The sequence below is a fragment of the Aquabacterium sp. genome, assembly GCF_041909175.1.
In the GTDB taxonomy this organism is placed as follows: domain Bacteria; phylum Pseudomonadota; class Gammaproteobacteria; order Burkholderiales; family Burkholderiaceae_C; genus Aquabacterium.
In genome coordinates this window covers 531,080-547,166 of sequence record NZ_JAYRDZ010000001.1, presented here as the reverse complement: position 1 = coordinate 547,166, position 16,087 = coordinate 531,080, and the positions used below count along the sequence as shown (strand labels likewise).

Sequence of the window (16,087 nt, the reverse complement as noted above, 5' to 3'; positions counted from 1 at the left end):
CCACGGCAACTGACTTATCATCGGCCCCCATGTCGGATCAACACCTTCAGCAGCCTTTCCTGCAACAGCCGTTTCTGGAAACGGCAGACCTGCTGTATCAGTCAGCCGACCGGCTGGCTTCGCAACTCCACTATGCAGCCCAGGCCATCACCCACACGCTCACTGCGGGTGGCAAGGTACTGTGTGCCGGGCAAGCCGAGGCCCATGGGCTGGCGCGTCAGGCAGCCCAGTGGCTGGTGCACGGCACCTCGGATCGGCCCCGGCCACCGCTGGCTGCCCTGGCGCTCGCACAGGACCCCAGCGATCTGGTCGCGCAGGTGCGCGCACTTGGTCACCCAGGCGACATCTGGCTGGCGTTTTCGCTTGAGCGGGACGAGCCGGGCCTGGCAGCCGCGACCGAAGCGGCGCGCGAGCAGGATCTGACCATCGTCGCCTTCACGGGGGAAACCGCCCTGGTACTGGGGCCGATGCTCAGAGACACCGATGTGTGGGTGCCCATTCCGGGCGCCCAGCCATCTCGATTGATGTCCGTCGCGTGGCTGGCCCTGCACGGGCTGTGCGAGGCGGTCGATACGCAACTGTTAGGAGAAGTGGCATGACGACTCGACAAACCCCGACCCTTTCGCGACTGGCTCGCTGGACAGCCCTGGCGGTCGCCCTGCAAGCGCTGGCGGGATGCGCCCCGCTGGTCCTGGGTGCTGCCGCTGGCGGCGCCTTTGTGGCCACTGACCGCCGCACATCCGGCACACAGCTGGAAGACCAGGGCATAGAGATCAAGGCGGCCAACCGCTTGCGTGATGCGCTCAATGGCCGTGGTCACATCAACACCAATGCCTATAACCGCAAGGTGCTGCTGACCGGTGAGGTGCCCAGCGAGGCCGACCGTCAGGCCGCCGAACAGGCTGTGACGCGCATCGAGAACGTGCAGGGCGTGATGAATGAGCTGGCTGTGATGGGCAACAGCTCATTGAGCGACCGATCGAACGACGTGTGGATCGCAGGCAAGGTCAAGGCCACCTATGTGGACGCCAAGGACGTCATCTCGAACGCCATCTCCGTGGTGGTCGAACGTGGCGATGTCTACCTGCTGGGCATGGTGACCGAGCGCGAAGGCAATCGGGCAGCCGAGCTGGCAGCCGGCGTCAAGGGCGTGCACAAGGTGGTCAAGCTCTTCCAGATCCTGACGGAAGAAGAGCTGGCCAACAAGCTGCCAACCCCCGCGCCTGCTGCCGCGAGCAAGTGATCAGCGCAGCCGTTTGATCAGGCTGGAGGTGTCCCAGCGCCCGCCACCCATGCCCTGCACATCGGCATAGAACTGGTCGATCAGGGCCGTGGTGGGCAACTCGGCACCGACACGCCGGGCCTCATCCAGACACAGGCCCAGGTCCTTGCGCATCCAGTCCACGGCAAAGCCAAAGTCGAACTGGTCATCGACCATGGTGTGACCCCGGTTGGCCATCTGCCAACTGCCGGCCGCCCCCTGGGTGATGGCGTTGAGCACGGCATGCATGTCCAGCCCCGCCTTTTGCCCGAAGGCGATGGCTTCAGCCAGGCTCTGCACCAGCCCGGCCACACAGATCTGGTTGACCATCTTGGCCAGCTGCCCCGACCCCACTGCGCCCAGATGGGTCACCGCCCGGGCATAGCACGACAGCACCGGACGCAGGCGCTCGACATCACTGTGCTCGCCGCCACACATGACAGTCAGCGCGCCGTTGAGGGCGCCAAGGTTGCCACCCGATACCGGGGCGTCCACGTAGGCAAAGCCCTTGGCTTGGGCTGCCTGCGCCAGTTCGCGGGCCACCTCGGCAGATGTGGTGGTGTGGTCGACAAACAGGCTGCCAGGCTTCATGCGCTGGAACGCGCCCTGCTCGCCCACAGTCACACTACGCAGGTCATCGTCGTTGCCCACGCAGGCCAACACGATGTCGGCAGACGCCGCAGCCGCTGCCGGGGTTTCGGCCGCTTGCCCACCATGCTCGGCCACCCAGGCCAACGCCTTGGCATGTGTGCGGTTGTAGACCGTGACCTGGTGCCCGCCTCGCGACAGGTGTGCAGCCATGGGCGCCCCCATGGTTCCCAGGCCCAGAAATGCCACAGACCGCGACGGTACGCCGCGGTCGTAATCCTTGTCGGGAATCATCAGACGATCTTCAGGTGTTCGGTGCCAGACGCCAGGTCGGCATTGCGTGCGCGATGGCTGTTGAGCTTGATCTGCAGACGCAGGTCATTGACCGAGTCTGCGTTACGCAGCGCATCTTCGTAGGTGATGTAGTTGCCTTCGTACAGGTCGAACAGCGACTGGTCGAAGGTCTGCATGCCCTGCTCGCGGGACTTCTTCATGATTTCCTTGATCTCACCGACTTCACCCTTGAAGATGAGGTCGGAGATCAGGGGGGTATTGAGCATGATTTCAACGGCGGCCACGCGGCCCTTGCCTTCCTGGCGAGGCAGCAGACGCTGTGAAATCAAACCGCGCAGGTTGAGCGACAGGTCCATCAGCAACTGCGCACGGCGCTCTTCAGGGAAGAAGTTGATGATGCGGTCCAGCGCCTGGTTGGCACTGTTGGCGTGCAGCGTGGCCATGCAAAGGTGACCGGTTTCGGCAAACGCCACCGCGTGTTCCATCGTTTCACGGTCACGGATTTCACCCATGAGGATGACATCCGGGGCCTGACGCAGGGTGTTCTTCAGGGCCATGCCCCAACCATCGGTGTCGATCCCGACTTCGCGCTGCGTGACGATGCAGTTCTTGTGCGGGTGAACGAATTCGACCGGATCTTCGATGGTAATGATGTGCCCGAACGAGTTTTCGTTGCGGTGGTCGATCATGGCCGCCAGGGTGGTCGACTTGCCGGAGCCCGTGCCCCCAACCAGGATGACCAGACCGCGTTTGGTCATGGTCACGTCCTTGAGGATCTGAGGCAGCCCCATGCCATCGACGGTAGGCAGCTGTTGCGGAATGGTCCGCAGCACCATGCCGACATAACTTTGCTGGACGAACACATTCACCCGAAACCGGCCGATACCCGCGGGGGCGATGGCGAAGTTGCACTCCTTCGTGCGCTCGAACTCGGCCGCCTGCTTGTCGTTCATGATGGCACGCGCCAGCGCCAGGGTGTGCTGGGCCGTCAGGGGCTGAGGCGACACCTTGGTGACCTTGCCATCGACCTTGATCGCAGGGGGAAAATCAGCTGTCAGGAACAGATCGGACCCACCTCGCGCCACCATGAGCTTGAGCAGGTCATTGATGAATTTCGAGGCCTGGTCGCGTTCCATGAGATGAAATCCTGAAAATTAATACTGATTGAAGGCTAATGTAAAGCCTTCGCCGTCTTCATGGGGGAAATTCACCCGGCGGTGAGCAAGGCCCCCAGTCGCGCACTCAGCTGACGCATGCGCAGGCTCTGGCGCCGCGCAATGGAGGCCATCAGGGCAAACGCCAGCCTGGGCTCTTCAATGGCAAATTCATCGAGCGCAGCGCGCGTGATCACGGCCACCGAGCAGCGACTCAAGGTGACACAGGAGGCGAAGCGGGCACCCGCATCCAGCAGCGACATCTCACCCAGGATGTCACCCTCACGGGCTTCAGCCAGGCGTGCGCGGGCCCCTGTGGGCTGAACACGGTCTACCGCGACAACCCCCTCCAGCACGATCAGGGCGTAGTCACCCTTCTCATCCTGAACGATCAACTCGCGCCCCGGCGGCACGGTCACGAACTCCAGGTGAGTCTGCAGCGCTACATGGTCCTCTGGCTGAACCAGGGACACCATGAAGGTGTCTTCAGACCACGCCTTCATGAGCATCTCGACTCCGGTCGCCACCGGCAGGGCATGCGCCCCCACCACCAGGGCGCGAGCAGCCCATGCCGACGGTGCACGGGTGGCCTCGGGCCGCTCCATGAACTGGGTGGCATAGAAGCCCTCGTCGTCCGCCTCGGGGGCATCCGACAGGGCACTCTTGAACCGATCCAGCAGACGCTTCATATCAGCCCGGGAAATTTTCTGGGAACTTCGCTTTTGCACGGGCCTCGGCCGGAGAAATCAGATTGCGACGGACGAGGTCGGACAGGTTCTGGTCCAGCGTCTGCATGCCCAGGGCATTGCCCGTCTGGATGGACGAATACATCTGCGCGATCTTGTTCTCACGGATCAGGTTACGGATGGCAGCGGTACCGATCATGATTTCGTGGGCAGCAACCCGCCCCGTGCCATCCTTGAGCTTGCACAGCGTCTGGGAGATCACGGCCACGAGCGATTCGGACAACATGGCGCGAACCATGTCCTTTTCTGCAGCTGGGAACACGTCCACAATGCGGTCCACCGTCTTGGCGGCGCTGGACGTGTGCAGGGTGCCGAACACCAAGTGCCCTGTTTCTGCCGCGGTCAGTGCCAGCCGGATGGTTTCCAGGTCACGCATTTCGCCCACCAGGATCGCGTCCGGGTCTTCACGCAGTGCAGAGCGCAGCGCATTGGCAAAGCTCATGGTGTGCGGACCGACTTCGCGCTGGTTGATCAGGCACTTTTTCGATTCGTGCACGAATTCGATGGGATCTTCCACCGTCAGGATGTGCCCGTACTCGGTTTCATTGAGGTGGTTGACCATGCCGGCCAGGGTGGTCGACTTACCCGAGCCGGTTGGCCCGGTCACCAGCACCAGCCCCCGTGGGCGCAAGGCCAGATCGGCAAACACCTTGGGCGCATTGAGCTGCTCCAGGGTGAGGATCTTGGACGGAATGGTCCGGAACACGGCGCCTGCGCCGCGGTTCTGGTTGAAGGCGTTCACACGGAACCGCGCCAGCCCCTGGATCTCGAACGAGAAGTCGCATTCCAGCGTCTCTTCGTACATCTTGCGCTGCGCGTCGTTCATGATGTCGTACACCATGTCGTGGACCTGTTTGTGGTCCAGCGCATCGACGTTGATGCGGCGCACATCGCCGTGCACACGGATCATCGGCGGCAAGCCCGCGGACAAATGCAGGTCAGATGCCTTGTTCTTGACCGAAAACGCGAGAAGTTGGGTGATATCCATGGATGATGTGAACCGGATTTCCTTGGAAGACCATTATGGCGACGATCGCTAGCAAGCTACAACTCGTTCAAAACCGAATTTTTCAGGCTTGTTCGACAGCAGGCCGCGCTGCCGACAGTGTGAAGCTGCTGGCTGTCAGCAAAACGTTTCCAGCTGTAACAGTGCGCGAAGCCTTTGAGGCAGGTCAACGCTGCTTCGGGGAAAACTACGTGCAGGAGGCGATCGACAAGATTCAGGCCCTGGCAGACCTGCGCAGCCAGATCGAATGGCACCTCATCGGGCCGCTGCAAAGCAACAAGACGCGGGTGGTGGCCGAGCATTTCGACTGGGTGCACACGGTCGACCGCCTCAAAGTGGCGCAACGGCTCAGCGAACAACGGCCGGCCAACCTGCCCCCTCTGCAGGTATGCATCCAGATCAACACCAGCGGTGAAGACAGCAAGAGTGGCGTTGCCCCCGAACACGCGGCCGAACTGGCTGACGCTGTGGCGCAACTGCCACGCCTGACACTGCGAGGCGTCATGGCCCTGCCGGCGCCAAGTGAAGACCCTGCCGTTCAACACGCGGCACTCCGGCAGGTGCGTGCCTTGTTCGACACGTTGCGAGCGCGCAACCCTGCGCTCGACACCCTGTCGATGGGCATGAGCGCCGACCTGGAGGCTGCGGTCGAGGAAGGGGCCACCATGGTCCGCATCGGGACGGCCATTTTCGGTCACCGGTGAGCCATGTCGGCCCACACTGAGGCATCATTGCCCATCATGAACACGCTCTACGACATCGCTTTCATTGGCGGCGGCAACATGGCCACGGCCATCATTGGCGGGCTGCTGCGACAAGGCACGCCAGCCCAACGGATCCTCGTCATCGACCCAAGTGACACGCAACGCGAACACCTGACGCTCACACTGGGCGTGATGACCGCGCCAGCACCAGACAGCACGCTGAAGGGCATTCCCACCGTGGTCTGGGCCGTCAAGCCTCAACAATTCAAGCTGGCCGCTGCGAACACGGCGCCCTTCACGTCGGCCGCGCTGCACTACAGCGTGATGGCGGGACTGCGGACAGATGACATTGCCCGCCTGATGGGGACGCCCCGCGTGGTGCGCGCCATGCCCAACACGCCTGCACTGGTTGGCCAGGGGATGACCGGTCTGTTCGCCCGCCCGGAGGTTTCCGCTGAAGAGCGTGCACTGATCGAGCAACTGGTGGCGCCCACCGGGCAGTGGCTGTGGGTCAGGCAGGAGGCGGACCTGGATGCGGTCACCGCCCTGTCAGGTTCCGGCCCGGCTTATGTGTTCTATTTCGTGGAAGCCATGATGGCTGCCGCCGTGGAAATGGGGCTGACCGAAGAACAGGGCCGCACCCTGGCGCTGGCGACATTTGGCGGAGCCACGATGCTGGCCAGCCAGTCAAGCGAAAGCCCGGCCGTGCTGCGTGAACGCGTGACTTCCAAGGGTGGCACCACCTATGCAGCGCTGACCGCCATGGACAGCGCCGACATGAAGCAGGCCTTTGTCAAGGCCATGCAGGCCGCGCAACAGCGCGCACGCGAACTGGGCGACGAATTCGGTCGTTGAGCAAAACGCTCAGTGGGGCAGCCAGCCGTCGAGCAGCAGCCCCACCCAAACCGTCAGGCCCAGCCAGTGGTTGAGGCGAAAGGCCTTGAAGCAGTCCGCCCGCTCACGGCGGTGGATGAGTTGCCAATGCCACAGTGCCTGGGCCGCCCCCACCAGCACGCCCAAGCCATACCAGAGCCCACGGCCGGCCAGGTAGCCTGCCAGCCCCCAACACAACAGGGCGCCGGCATAAAAGCCCATCACACCGAGCACATCAAAACGCCCCAGCGTGATGGCGGACGTGCGGATACCGATCTTCAGGTCGTCGTTGCGATCGACCATCGCGTATTCGGTGTCATAGGCCAGCACCCATAGCAGGTTGCCCACCACGAACCACCAGGCCACAGCCGGAATGCGGTGCTGGATGGCGGTGAAGGCCATCGGAATCCCGAAGCTGAAGGCGATACCCAGCACCGCCTGCGGCATCGCGAAGAAGCGCTTCGTGAAGGGGTAGATGATGGTGACCGCCAGCGCGCCAAACGACCACAGCACGGTCAGCCAGTTGGTGGTGAGCACCAGACCGAAGGAGACCAGCGCCAACACGGCGCCAACCAGCAGGGCCTCCTTGACGGAGACCCGCCCACTGGTGACAGGGCGTTGTGCGGTGCGCTCAACATGCCGGTCAAACTCGCGATCGGCGATGTCGTTGACAGCGCAGCCTGCGCTGCGCATCAGGACGGTGCCCAGGGTGAACACCACAAGCAGGTGCCACCCCGGGAACCCGCCGGCTGCAAACCAAAGGGCCGACCAGGTCGGCCACAGCAGCAGCAACCAGCCCTGCGGGCGGTTCCAGCGGATCAGATCCAGATACAGATCCAGACGAGACGGTGTCGGTGCGGCAGAGGTATTCACAGCCGACATTATCGCGAAGGTCAGTGGGTGCCGGACGCGTCCCAACCGCCACCCAGCGCAGCGTAGAGGCTGACATGGGCCAACTGACGCGAGAGCTGTGCAGAAATCAGCGACTGCTGGGCAGAAAACAGACTGCGCTGCGCATCCAGCAGGTCGAGCTGGTTGGCCACGCCCGAGTCATAGCGCAACAAGGAGAGCTTGTAGCGCGCCGCCTCGGCTGCGGTCTGCGCCTGCTGCGCGTCGAGCTGGTCGGTGTAGGTCTTGCGTGCAACCAGGGCATTGGCCACTTCACGGAAGGCGCTTTGCAGCGTCTTCTCGTACTGCGCCACCGCGATGTCTTTCTTGACCTTGGCCGAGTCGATGCCGGCCTGGGTGCGCCCCATGTCAAAGATGGGCACACTCAACGAGGGCACCAGACTCCATGCGTTGTGGTTGTCGCTGAACAGATTGGACAAGGCATCGCTGGCCACACCGGCCGTGGCCGTCAGGCTGATGCGAGGGAACATGGCCGCGCGCGCCGCGCCAATATTGGCATTGGCCGCAATCAGCGTTTGCTCGGCCTGAGCCACGTCAGGGCGCTTGAGCAACACATCAGACGGCGCACCGACGGGCACCGCACTCAACACCGGCCACAAGGAACCATCGCCCAGCTGGCTGGCCAGATCCTTCGGGCTGTCCATCTCGGCCACCATGGGCGCCGGTGGCAACAGGTCTGCAGGGACGGTGCCGCCGACCAGCAAGGTCAGGCCATTGAGATCCTGATCCAGCTGGCGACGAGCCTGCTCCACGCTGATGCGGGCCGTCTCGTATGAGGACTGGGCACTGCGCAGATCCAGCTCATTGAGAACGCCGGAATCGAACTTCATCTGAGACAGGTCCAGGCTACCCTTGCGCGCCTTGAGCGTGCGCTCTGCCAGCATCAGCTGCCAGCGATCGGCCCACACGGTGTAGTACTGCGTGGCGACCGATGAGATGAGGCTGATCTGCGTGACCTTGCGTGCTTCTTCCGTCGACAGCAACTGTGCTGCAGCGACATCCGTCAGGGCACGCACACGGCCGAAGAAATCAAGCTCATATGCCGGCACAGACAGACCGATCGACGCCACCGTACCCACGTTGTAAGGGGCATAGCTCGAGGTGCCACGCGAATGGGACGCCGCACCGTTGACGGTGGGGAACTCATCGGCACGGGTCACACGATACTGAGCTCGCAGCTGTTCGATGTTGAGGATGGCAACCCGCATGTCGCGGTTGTCTGCCAGCGCCTGGCGGATCAGGCCCTGCAGCCGAGGGTCCGGGTAGTACTGCTGCCAGTTCATCGCAGGCGCATCGGCTACGGCTGATGCCGCCTGCGCTTGTGGCCAGGCCGCTTCCACCGGCGCCACCGGACGCTCGTACGTTGGGATCAGGGAGCACGCGCCCAGCGTGCTGGCCAGCAGCACGACCGAGAGGCGCAGGGACAGGGATGTCATGGATTTATTCATGGGTTGCCTCCACCGAATCGGTCGAAGCGGGCTTGACCTTGTCTCTGGAGAGCCACTTGCGGACCACCACAAAGAACACAGGCACGAAGAACACGGCCAGCACCGTCGCTGCGATCATGCCGCTCATCACACCGGTACCGATAGCACGCTGGCTGGCAGAGCCCGCGCCGGTGGCCACCACCAGCGGCAGAACACCGAGGATGAAGGCGACCGAGGTCATGATGATGGGACGGAAGCGCAGGTGACAGGCCTGCAGGGTGGCCTCGACCAGACCCATGCCCTTTTGCTGGAGCTCTCGTGCGAATTCGATGATCAGGATGGCGTTCTTGGCCGACAGACCGATGATCGTGATCAGACCGACCTTGAAGAAGACATCGTTGGGCATGTCACGCAAGGTGGCACCCAGCAGCGAGCCCAACACCCCCAGCGGCACCACCAGCATCACCGCGAACGGGATCGACCAGCTTTCATACAAGGCAGCCAGACAGAGGAAAACCGCCAGCAGGGAGAAGGTCAACAGGATGGACGCTTCGGAACCCGCGAGCTGCTCTTCACGAGACAGCCCAGTCCACTCGATACCAATGCCGGCCGGCAGTTTGGCAGCCAGGGCCTCGACTTCAGCCATGGCCTGGCCCGTGCTGTAACCGGCGGCAGCGTCACCAGCCAGACGCATGGCGGGGTAGCCGTTATAGCGAACCGCCTGCATCTGCCCTGTCACCCAGCGTGCACTGACGAAGGCCGACAGCGGGATGTTCTGACCAGCGCTGTTGGTCACATTGATCTGCAGTACCTGGTCAGCCTGCATCCGCGCCTGCGTGTCGGCCTGCACCACCACCCGCTGCATGCGCGCCTGGTTGGGGAAGTCGTTCACATAAGACGAACCCAGGGCGGTCGACAGGGTCGAACTGATGGTGTCAAAGCTCACCCCCAGGGCATAGGCCTTGTCACGGTCGATATCGAGCTGCAACTGCGGCGCATCTTCCAGACCGTCGGGACGCACCCCCGTCACCACCTTGCTCTTGGAGAGCATGCCCAGCAACTGGTTGCGCGCAGCCAGCAAGGCGTCATGCCCCAGGCCACCACGGTCCTGCAAGCGCACCGAGAAGCCGGTGGCATTGCCCAACTCGCGGATCGGCGGCGGGTTCAGCGGATAGATGAAGGCGTCACGCACGCTCATCAAAGCACCAAAGGCACGCTTGGCCAGCGCCTGAGAGGAATGCTCGGCACCCTTGCGCTCCTCGAAGTCCTTCAAGGTGACGAATGCCAGCGCGGCGTTCTGGCCCGTGCCGGAGAAGCTGAAGCCCACTACGCCGACCACATCCTGCACCTCAGGCTGCTTGCGGAAATAGTCTTCGACCTGCGAGATCACTGCCTCGGTTCGAGGTGCCGTGGCACCCGGCGGCAACTGGACGTTGACGATCAGGTTGCCCTGGTCTTCACTCGGCAGGAAGGCACCCGGCATGCGCATGTAGAGCCAGCCTACGACACCGACGATCACCGCGTACAGGATCAGAACACGGCCGCCACGGTGCACCAGCTTCGACGCCAGGCCTTCGTACCCATGGGTGGTGGACTTGAAAAAGCGGTTGAACGCACCGAAGAACCCACCCTTTTCATGGTGGTCATCGGGCACCGGCTTGAGCAGGGTGGCGCACAAGGCCGGGGTGAGCGACAGTGCCAGGAACGCCGAGAAGAGCATCGACGACACCATGGCCATCGAGAACTGGCGATAGATGTTGCCAACCGACCCGGCAAAGAAAGCCATCGGGATGAACACCGACACCAACACCACGGTGATGCCGACGATGGCCCCACTGATCTGGGTCATGGCTTTCTTGGTGGCCTCGTACGGCGACAGGCCTTCTTCAGCCATCAGCCGCTCGACGTTTTCCACCACCACGATGGCATCGTCCACCAGGATGCCGATGGCCAGCACCATGCCGAACATGGTCAGCACGTTGATCGAGAAGCCCGCGGCCAGCATCACACCAAAGGTGCCCAGCAAGGCCACCGGCACCACCAGCGTCGGGACCAGGGTATAGCGGATGTTCTGCAGGAACAGGTACATCACCAGGAACACCAGGATCACGGCTTCCACCAGGGTTTCGACCACCTGACTGATGGAGATCTCGATGAAGCCCGACGTGTCATACGGGAAGGAGTAGGACACGGCCTTCGGGAAGTACTTCTGCAGCTCCACCATGCGCGCCTTGACCAGCTTGGCGGTCTCCAGTGCGTTACCCGTGGGTGACAACTGGATGCTCATGCCCAAAGCAGGTTTGCCATTGAGACGGGCATAGGTGCCATAGGTCTGAGCGCCCAGTTCCAGCCGGGCCACGTCCTTGAGCCGCACGGTCGAGCCATCGGTCTTGGCGCGCAGCACCAGGTTGCCGAACTGCTCGACGTTTTCCATCTGGCCCTGCACGATGACCGTGGCCGTCATGGTCTGATCGGTGAAGTTCGGGCGGTCGCCCAGCGCACCACCAGGAACCAGGACGTTTTGCGCCTTGATGGCGTTGTTGACGTCGGCCACACTCAAGCCGTAGGACACGAGCTTGGCCGGATCCACCCACACCCGCATGGCCCGCTCGGTACCAAACAGGGTGACCTGGCCGACGCCCTTGACGCGCTGCAATTCAGGCAGGATGTTGCGCGAGGCATAGTCGCCCAACGCCACCGGATCGTAAGCCGGGTCCTTCGAGGACAGCATCACGAACATCAACACATTGCTGCGCGACTTGTCGACCTTCACGCCCTGTTGGGTCACCGCCGAGGGCAATCGGGGCGTGGCACGCGACAGGCGGTTTTGAACGTCCACCTGAGCCATGTCGATGTTGGTGCCTGTCTCGAAGGTCACGGTGATCGTGCCCGTGCCATTGGCCTGGCTGACCGACTCCATATAGGCCAGACCCGGCGAGCCATTGAGCTCCTGCTCGATGACGCTGATGACGCTGTCATCCAGTGTCTTGGCAGACGCACCAGGGTAGGTGGCCGTGATCACCACGGAGGGCGGCGCCACCGTGGGGTACTGCGAAATCGGCAACTGGGTGATGGCCACCCCGCCGAAGATCAGGATAAAGATGGCAATGACCCACGCAAAGATGGGTCTCTCAATGAAAAACCGTGGCATGAACCGGCTCCTCTCAGCGCGATGCGGCAGAAGCAGCCGACGCGGCCGCCACCGGCGCAGACGCAGATGGCGGTGTCCACGGCACGGCCTTCACGGGCGCCTTCGGATTCATCATCTTCTGGAAGCCATCGACCATCACTTGCTCGCCATCATTGAGGCCGCCGAGTACCACCCACTGGTTGCCTCGTGCACCACCCAGCTTCACCGGGCGAGGAGAGACCATGCCCTGCGCATCGACCACCATCACGGTGTCACCACGGCTGGAGCGGGTGACTGCCTGCTGAGGCACCAACATGCCCCCATCTACCTCAGCCTGCTCGATGCGCACGCGCACGTACATGCCTGGCAGCAGCAAACCCTTGGGGTTGGGCAACTCTGCACGCAGAGAGACCTGGCCCGACGTGGCGTCCACACTCAGATCAGAGAACAACAGCTTGCCCTGCTGAGGGAACTCGCTGCCATCATCGAGCACCACGCGCACCGCCGCTGCACCCTGGCCAATACGCTTGATCTGTCCGGACTCCATGGCCTTCTTGAGCCGAAGCACCTCGTTGGCCGACTGCGTGAAGTTCACATAGAGGGGATCGATCTGTTGGACCGTGGCCAACTGGGTGACCTCACCTTGACCGACCAGCGCGCCTTCCGTCACCAAGGCTCGACCAATTCGACCAGAGATGGGCGACTCGACCGAGGCATAGCCCAGGTTCAGCCGCGCGGTCTGGACCGATGCCTTGGCAGACGCCACATCAGCTGAGGCCTGGCGGGCAGCCACCTCGGCGTTGAGGAACTCTTGGGGGCTGATGGCCTTTGCAGCGCGCAAAGGCTGATATCGCTCAACCAGCGCAGCGGCCTGGGCCAGGTTGGCCTCGGCCTTCACCTGGGCGGCCTGCGCACTGTCCAGCGCTGCCTTGTAGGCAGTCGGATCAATCTGAAACAGCGATTGCCCCTGCTTCACGTCGGACCCCTCGACAAACAGGCGGCGCTGAACCACACCCGCTACACGTGCACGAACCTGCGCTACACGGAAGGCCTCCAGCCGGCCGGGCAGTTCGTTGATGACCGGCACCGCTTGCTTGTGCACCACGATGACACCAACCTGCGCGGGCGGCATGGCGGGCGCGCCTCCGGCCGTTGGCGCCGCACCGTCCTTCTGCCCGCACGCAGCCAACACCACTGCTGCACCCACTGCGGTAAACAGACCCCAATGCGTCTGCGACCAACCCTTGTTCCGAACGGCCATGCGCTACCTCTTCAAACTTGATACATCAACAATTGATTTCAGTTTACATACATTCGTGTATGTATGCAGAACGATCTGTGATAATTCCCCGAAGCATTCAAAGACTTCACATTACTCAGGCAGGACGGGCCATGCGGCGCACCAAGGAAGACGCGCAACTGACACGCGAACGGCTGCTCGATGCAGCCGAGTTGCTGTTTGCCGACCGCGGCGTATCGGGCACGTCGCTGCAGGACATTGCTCAGCAGGCCGGGCTCACACGCGGGGCGCTCTACTGGCACTTCAAGGACAAGGGCGAGTTGTTCAACGCGATGATGCGGCGCACGACCCTGCCACTGGAGGAAGCGCTGCAACGCGCAACGGACCGCAGCAGCCTCCATCCCCTGCAAGATATTCGGAAAAATTTGCTCTACACGATGAGCCGCGTCGTGAATGACCCTCAAATGCGACGGGTCTTCGACATCGCAACACAGAAGATTGAATACATCAACGAGATGACGGCCGCCAAGGAGCGGCACCTGCAGGCACTGGGCAACAAGCGGCGATTCATTGAAGGCGCCATCCGGCGCGCCCGAGCACTCGGGCAGGTTGGCCCCAACGTGACGCCCAAGACCACCGGGCTGGGCTTGATGGCCCTGATGAGCGGCCTGCTCAACATCTGGATGCTCGACCCTGACCAGTTCAACCTCCAGGCAGTCGCGGCCAAGTCGATTGACGCCTTCCTGGCGGGACTGACCCGAGACGCCCCCACGCCCGACATCGACTAAGCGGCGTCAGGCAGGCGCCAGAACCCCGTCCGTGCTTTCATCAAGCCCGCCTGACTCAAGGTGGCGCACATCTGCCCAACTGAGCAAGCTGAACCCCTCCGGGCTGTAAAGCAGACGATTGATGCTGGCGTTGGAAATCACCCAGGTGCGCGGCACATTCAAGGCTACCCGATTGGCTGCACGGTAGAAGCAGTCAAGCACGCCGCCATGGGCCACCAGGGCCACGGTCTGGCCGGGATGCAGACTGGCCAACCGCGTGGCCGTCGCCACGCACCGGTCATAGAAGTCCTGCAAGGTCTCGCCACCTTCAGGCGCATAGGCTGGGTCGCGCTCCCGCCAGCGTCGACCGTCTTCCGGCCAGCGGGAGGACACTTCCAGTTGGGTCATGCCCTCGAACCGCCCAAAGCGACGCTCACGCAAACCGGGCTCGGCCGTCAACGGCAAACCAGTGACATCTGCGATGGCATGGGCTGTATCAAAGGCCCGACTCAGGTCGCTCGCATACAGCACATCAACCCCCTCATCCGCCACCGCCTCAGCCATACGCTGGGCTTGCCATCGCCCGGTGTCATTGAGGGGGATATCGATATGGCCCTGAATACGACCGTCCTGATTCCAGGCGGTCTCGCCATGACGGATGGCCAGAATGCGTGTGATGTGCTCGCTCATGACGACATGATGCCGCATTCATGCTGCACCGCACAACCACCAGGGGATTGTGGTGCTCAGACGCCCCAGACGATCGACGCGCCACCCGCCTGAGCCCGCTCGATCATCTGGATCAAGGGCCAGGCCCGCTGACGCAAACTGACATGCTCATCCGCGAATGACGGTGACGCAGGCGCCTGCCCGTCCTCATCCGGTTCAGGCGGTGTCTCTTCTTCTGTCGGCAGCGCCCTCAAGGCGGCAAGCGCCGCGGGCATGTCCTCGGGCTGCAGGATGCCGCGCACCGACGGCTCACGCCCGATGACACGCATCAGTGCCTCCGCGTGAGACGTCAACATCAGCAAGTCGCCGGTGACCTTGGACTTGAACTTCACAGCCATTGCAACACCTCCATTTGCTTCACATTGTGAACCGATCAAGGGCGGCTGCAATAGCCTGCACAAGGGCGCGCTCATGAAGGCAACCCGGCTTCCGGCACGCCCCCTACGACCCGCATGCTCATGGCTTTCGCCACGGCCTGCGCGCGGTTGGCCGCACCCAGTTTGCGCAAGATCTTCTGCACGTGGTTTTTCACCGTCAAGGCGCTGATGCCCAGCTTGGTAGCAATCTGATGATTGCTCAAGCCATTGCGCACCCACAGCAAAATCTCTCGCTCTCTCGCGGTGATGGATGCGGGACGGGCGGCCGCCTCGCGCCCCACCATCGGGTATCTGGCCGGCGCCATGTCACGCTCGGTATCCAGTACGTGAAGGCTGGTGCGCTGCAAGGACGGCAACAGCATGTCAAAAGCCGTGACCGCTTCGGATGTGTACCCGTGGCCTGGGCGCGCCACGATGAACAGGCACTCGGCCTCATCCGGCAAGCCGGCGCGGTGCAACCCATGGATCATCAACTCTTCGAAACCGGCCTGCCTCAGCCTTTCCGCACGGGGATCGAACTCCACCAGAGCCCGCACCGGCACCCTGGCGGGGCGGCCATTTGCCTGCCCCTGCACCATGCGGAGGTGTCCCATCAGTGGGGAATGGAATTGCCGCAAGGCGTCAACGAGGGACTCTGCCAGCGGCACGCTGTTGAACACATCCATGACCATCTCGCCCTGTTGATGGTCAAAGACGCCACAGACCATCAAGGCATGCGGAACCCAGCGCTGCAGATCGCCTTGCGTCCAGATGAAAAACTGCGGCCGGCGGCGGACCTGGAGTCCGGCTTCAAGAACCCGAACCAGGCTCTCGGAAGGGGCAGGAACAGGCTGAAGCATGATAGGGGCACCCTGGGTGAGGAGTCTGGGCGACTCTAGCCAG

16 protein-coding genes are annotated in these 16,087 nt (G+C 62.8%); 5 read left to right on the top strand and 11 right to left on the bottom strand.

The genetic code is table 11. The annotated features are described in order from the left end of the window. Positions 1-29: 29 nt before the first annotated feature. Together ACE3PH_RS02400 and ACE3PH_RS02395 are read left to right on the top strand one after the other, a co-directional pair. Entirely contained in the window at positions 30-599 is a 570-nt protein-coding gene (locus tag ACE3PH_RS02400; RefSeq protein ID WP_374316132.1) for an SIS domain-containing protein, read from the top strand. After that, positions 596-1,243, top strand: a complete 648-nt coding sequence (locus ACE3PH_RS02395; RefSeq protein ID WP_374316130.1) for a BON domain-containing protein — start codon at positions 596-598, stop codon at positions 1,241-1,243. The genes ACE3PH_RS02400 and ACE3PH_RS02395 overlap by 4 nt, the downstream gene beginning before the upstream one ends. Here the strand turns inward: ACE3PH_RS02395 and ACE3PH_RS02390 are convergent, their stop codons facing one another. From ACE3PH_RS02390 to ACE3PH_RS02375, 4 genes are all read right to left on the bottom strand, one after another. After that, positions 1,244-2,143 (bottom strand): NAD(P)-dependent oxidoreductase, encoded by a 900-nt coding sequence (locus ACE3PH_RS02390; RefSeq protein WP_374316128.1) that lies wholly within the window; start codon positions 2,141-2,143, stop codon positions 1,244-1,246. Further along, positions 2,143-3,279 carry a PilT/PilU family type 4a pilus ATPase gene (locus ACE3PH_RS02385; RefSeq protein WP_374316126.1) on the bottom strand — a complete coding sequence of 379 codons (1,137 nt, stop codon included), beginning with the start codon at positions 3,277-3,279 and terminating at the stop codon, positions 2,143-2,145. Before ACE3PH_RS02385 ends, ACE3PH_RS02390 begins: the two co-directional genes overlap by 1 nt. A 71-nt stretch (positions 3,280-3,350) precedes the next feature. After that, on the bottom strand, positions 3,351-3,986 hold the full coding sequence (locus ACE3PH_RS02380) for a Crp/Fnr family transcriptional regulator (RefSeq protein WP_374316124.1): 636 nt from the start codon (positions 3,984-3,986) through the stop codon (positions 3,351-3,353). Position 3,987: 1 nt separating this feature from the next. Continuing rightward, positions 3,988-5,031, bottom strand: coding sequence for a type IV pilus twitching motility protein PilT (locus tag ACE3PH_RS02375; RefSeq protein WP_374316122.1), 1,044 nt, complete (start codon positions 5,029-5,031; stop codon positions 3,988-3,990). A gap of 35 nt (positions 5,032-5,066) precedes the next feature. Here ACE3PH_RS02375 and ACE3PH_RS02370 point away from each other — a divergent pair, with 35 nt between their 5' ends. After that, positions 5,067-5,753, top strand: a complete 687-nt coding sequence (locus ACE3PH_RS02370) for a YggS family pyridoxal phosphate-dependent enzyme (RefSeq protein WP_374316120.1) — start codon at positions 5,067-5,069, stop codon at positions 5,751-5,753. Positions 5,754-5,789: 36 nt separating this feature from the next. Then, the gene (gene proC, locus ACE3PH_RS02365) at positions 5,790-6,608 is read left to right on the top strand and encodes a pyrroline-5-carboxylate reductase (protein WP_374316118.1); all 819 of its coding nucleotides are present in this window, start codon (positions 5,790-5,792) and stop codon (positions 6,606-6,608) included. A gap of 9 nt (positions 6,609-6,617) precedes the next feature. Here proC and ubiA read toward each other — a convergent pair whose 3' ends face one another. From ubiA to ACE3PH_RS02345, 4 genes are read right to left on the bottom strand one after another with little or no spacing between them, the layout of a single operon-like run. After that, positions 6,618-7,508 (bottom strand): 4-hydroxybenzoate octaprenyltransferase, encoded by an 891-nt coding sequence (ubiA, locus tag ACE3PH_RS02360; protein WP_374316116.1) that lies wholly within the window; start codon positions 7,506-7,508, stop codon positions 6,618-6,620. Positions 7,509-7,519: 11 nt separating this feature from the next. Further along, on the bottom strand, positions 7,520-8,983 hold the full coding sequence (locus ACE3PH_RS02355; RefSeq protein ID WP_374316114.1) for an efflux transporter outer membrane subunit: 1,464 nt from the start codon (positions 8,981-8,983) through the stop codon (positions 7,520-7,522). Then, entirely contained in the window at positions 8,976-12,113 is a 3,138-nt protein-coding gene (locus ACE3PH_RS02350; RefSeq protein WP_374316112.1) for an efflux RND transporter permease subunit, read from the bottom strand. Before ACE3PH_RS02350 ends, ACE3PH_RS02355 begins: the two co-directional genes overlap by 8 nt. 13 nt (positions 12,114-12,126) lie before the next feature. Then, positions 12,127-13,353, bottom strand: a complete 1,227-nt coding sequence (locus ACE3PH_RS02345) for an efflux RND transporter periplasmic adaptor subunit (protein ID WP_374316110.1) — start codon at positions 13,351-13,353, stop codon at positions 12,127-12,129. Between the two features lie 131 nt (positions 13,354-13,484). Between ACE3PH_RS02345 and ACE3PH_RS02340 the strand changes: the two genes are divergently transcribed. Beyond that, on the top strand, positions 13,485-14,120 hold the full coding sequence (locus tag ACE3PH_RS02340; RefSeq protein ID WP_374316108.1) for a TetR family transcriptional regulator: 636 nt from the start codon (positions 13,485-13,487) through the stop codon (positions 14,118-14,120). A gap of 6 nt (positions 14,121-14,126) precedes the next feature. On the opposite strand, the gene ACE3PH_RS02335 is transcribed toward ACE3PH_RS02340, so the two are convergent. The 3 genes from ACE3PH_RS02335 to ACE3PH_RS02325 all read right to left on the bottom strand — a co-directional run bounded on the left by ACE3PH_RS02335 (position 14,127) and on the right by ACE3PH_RS02325 (position 16,044). Next, complete coding sequence (locus ACE3PH_RS02335) at positions 14,127-14,789, bottom strand: histidine phosphatase family protein (protein WP_374316106.1); 663 nt, start codon at positions 14,787-14,789, stop codon at positions 14,127-14,129. 56 nt (positions 14,790-14,845) lie between these two features. Next, complete coding sequence (locus ACE3PH_RS02330) at positions 14,846-15,166, bottom strand: DUF1840 domain-containing protein (protein WP_374316104.1); 321 nt, start codon at positions 15,164-15,166, stop codon at positions 14,846-14,848. Between the two features lie 71 nt (positions 15,167-15,237). Continuing rightward, the gene (locus ACE3PH_RS02325; protein WP_374316102.1) at positions 15,238-16,044 is read right to left on the bottom strand and encodes a LuxR C-terminal-related transcriptional regulator; all 807 of its coding nucleotides are present in this window, start codon (positions 16,042-16,044) and stop codon (positions 15,238-15,240) included. Between the last annotated feature and the right edge of the window lie 43 nt (positions 16,045-16,087).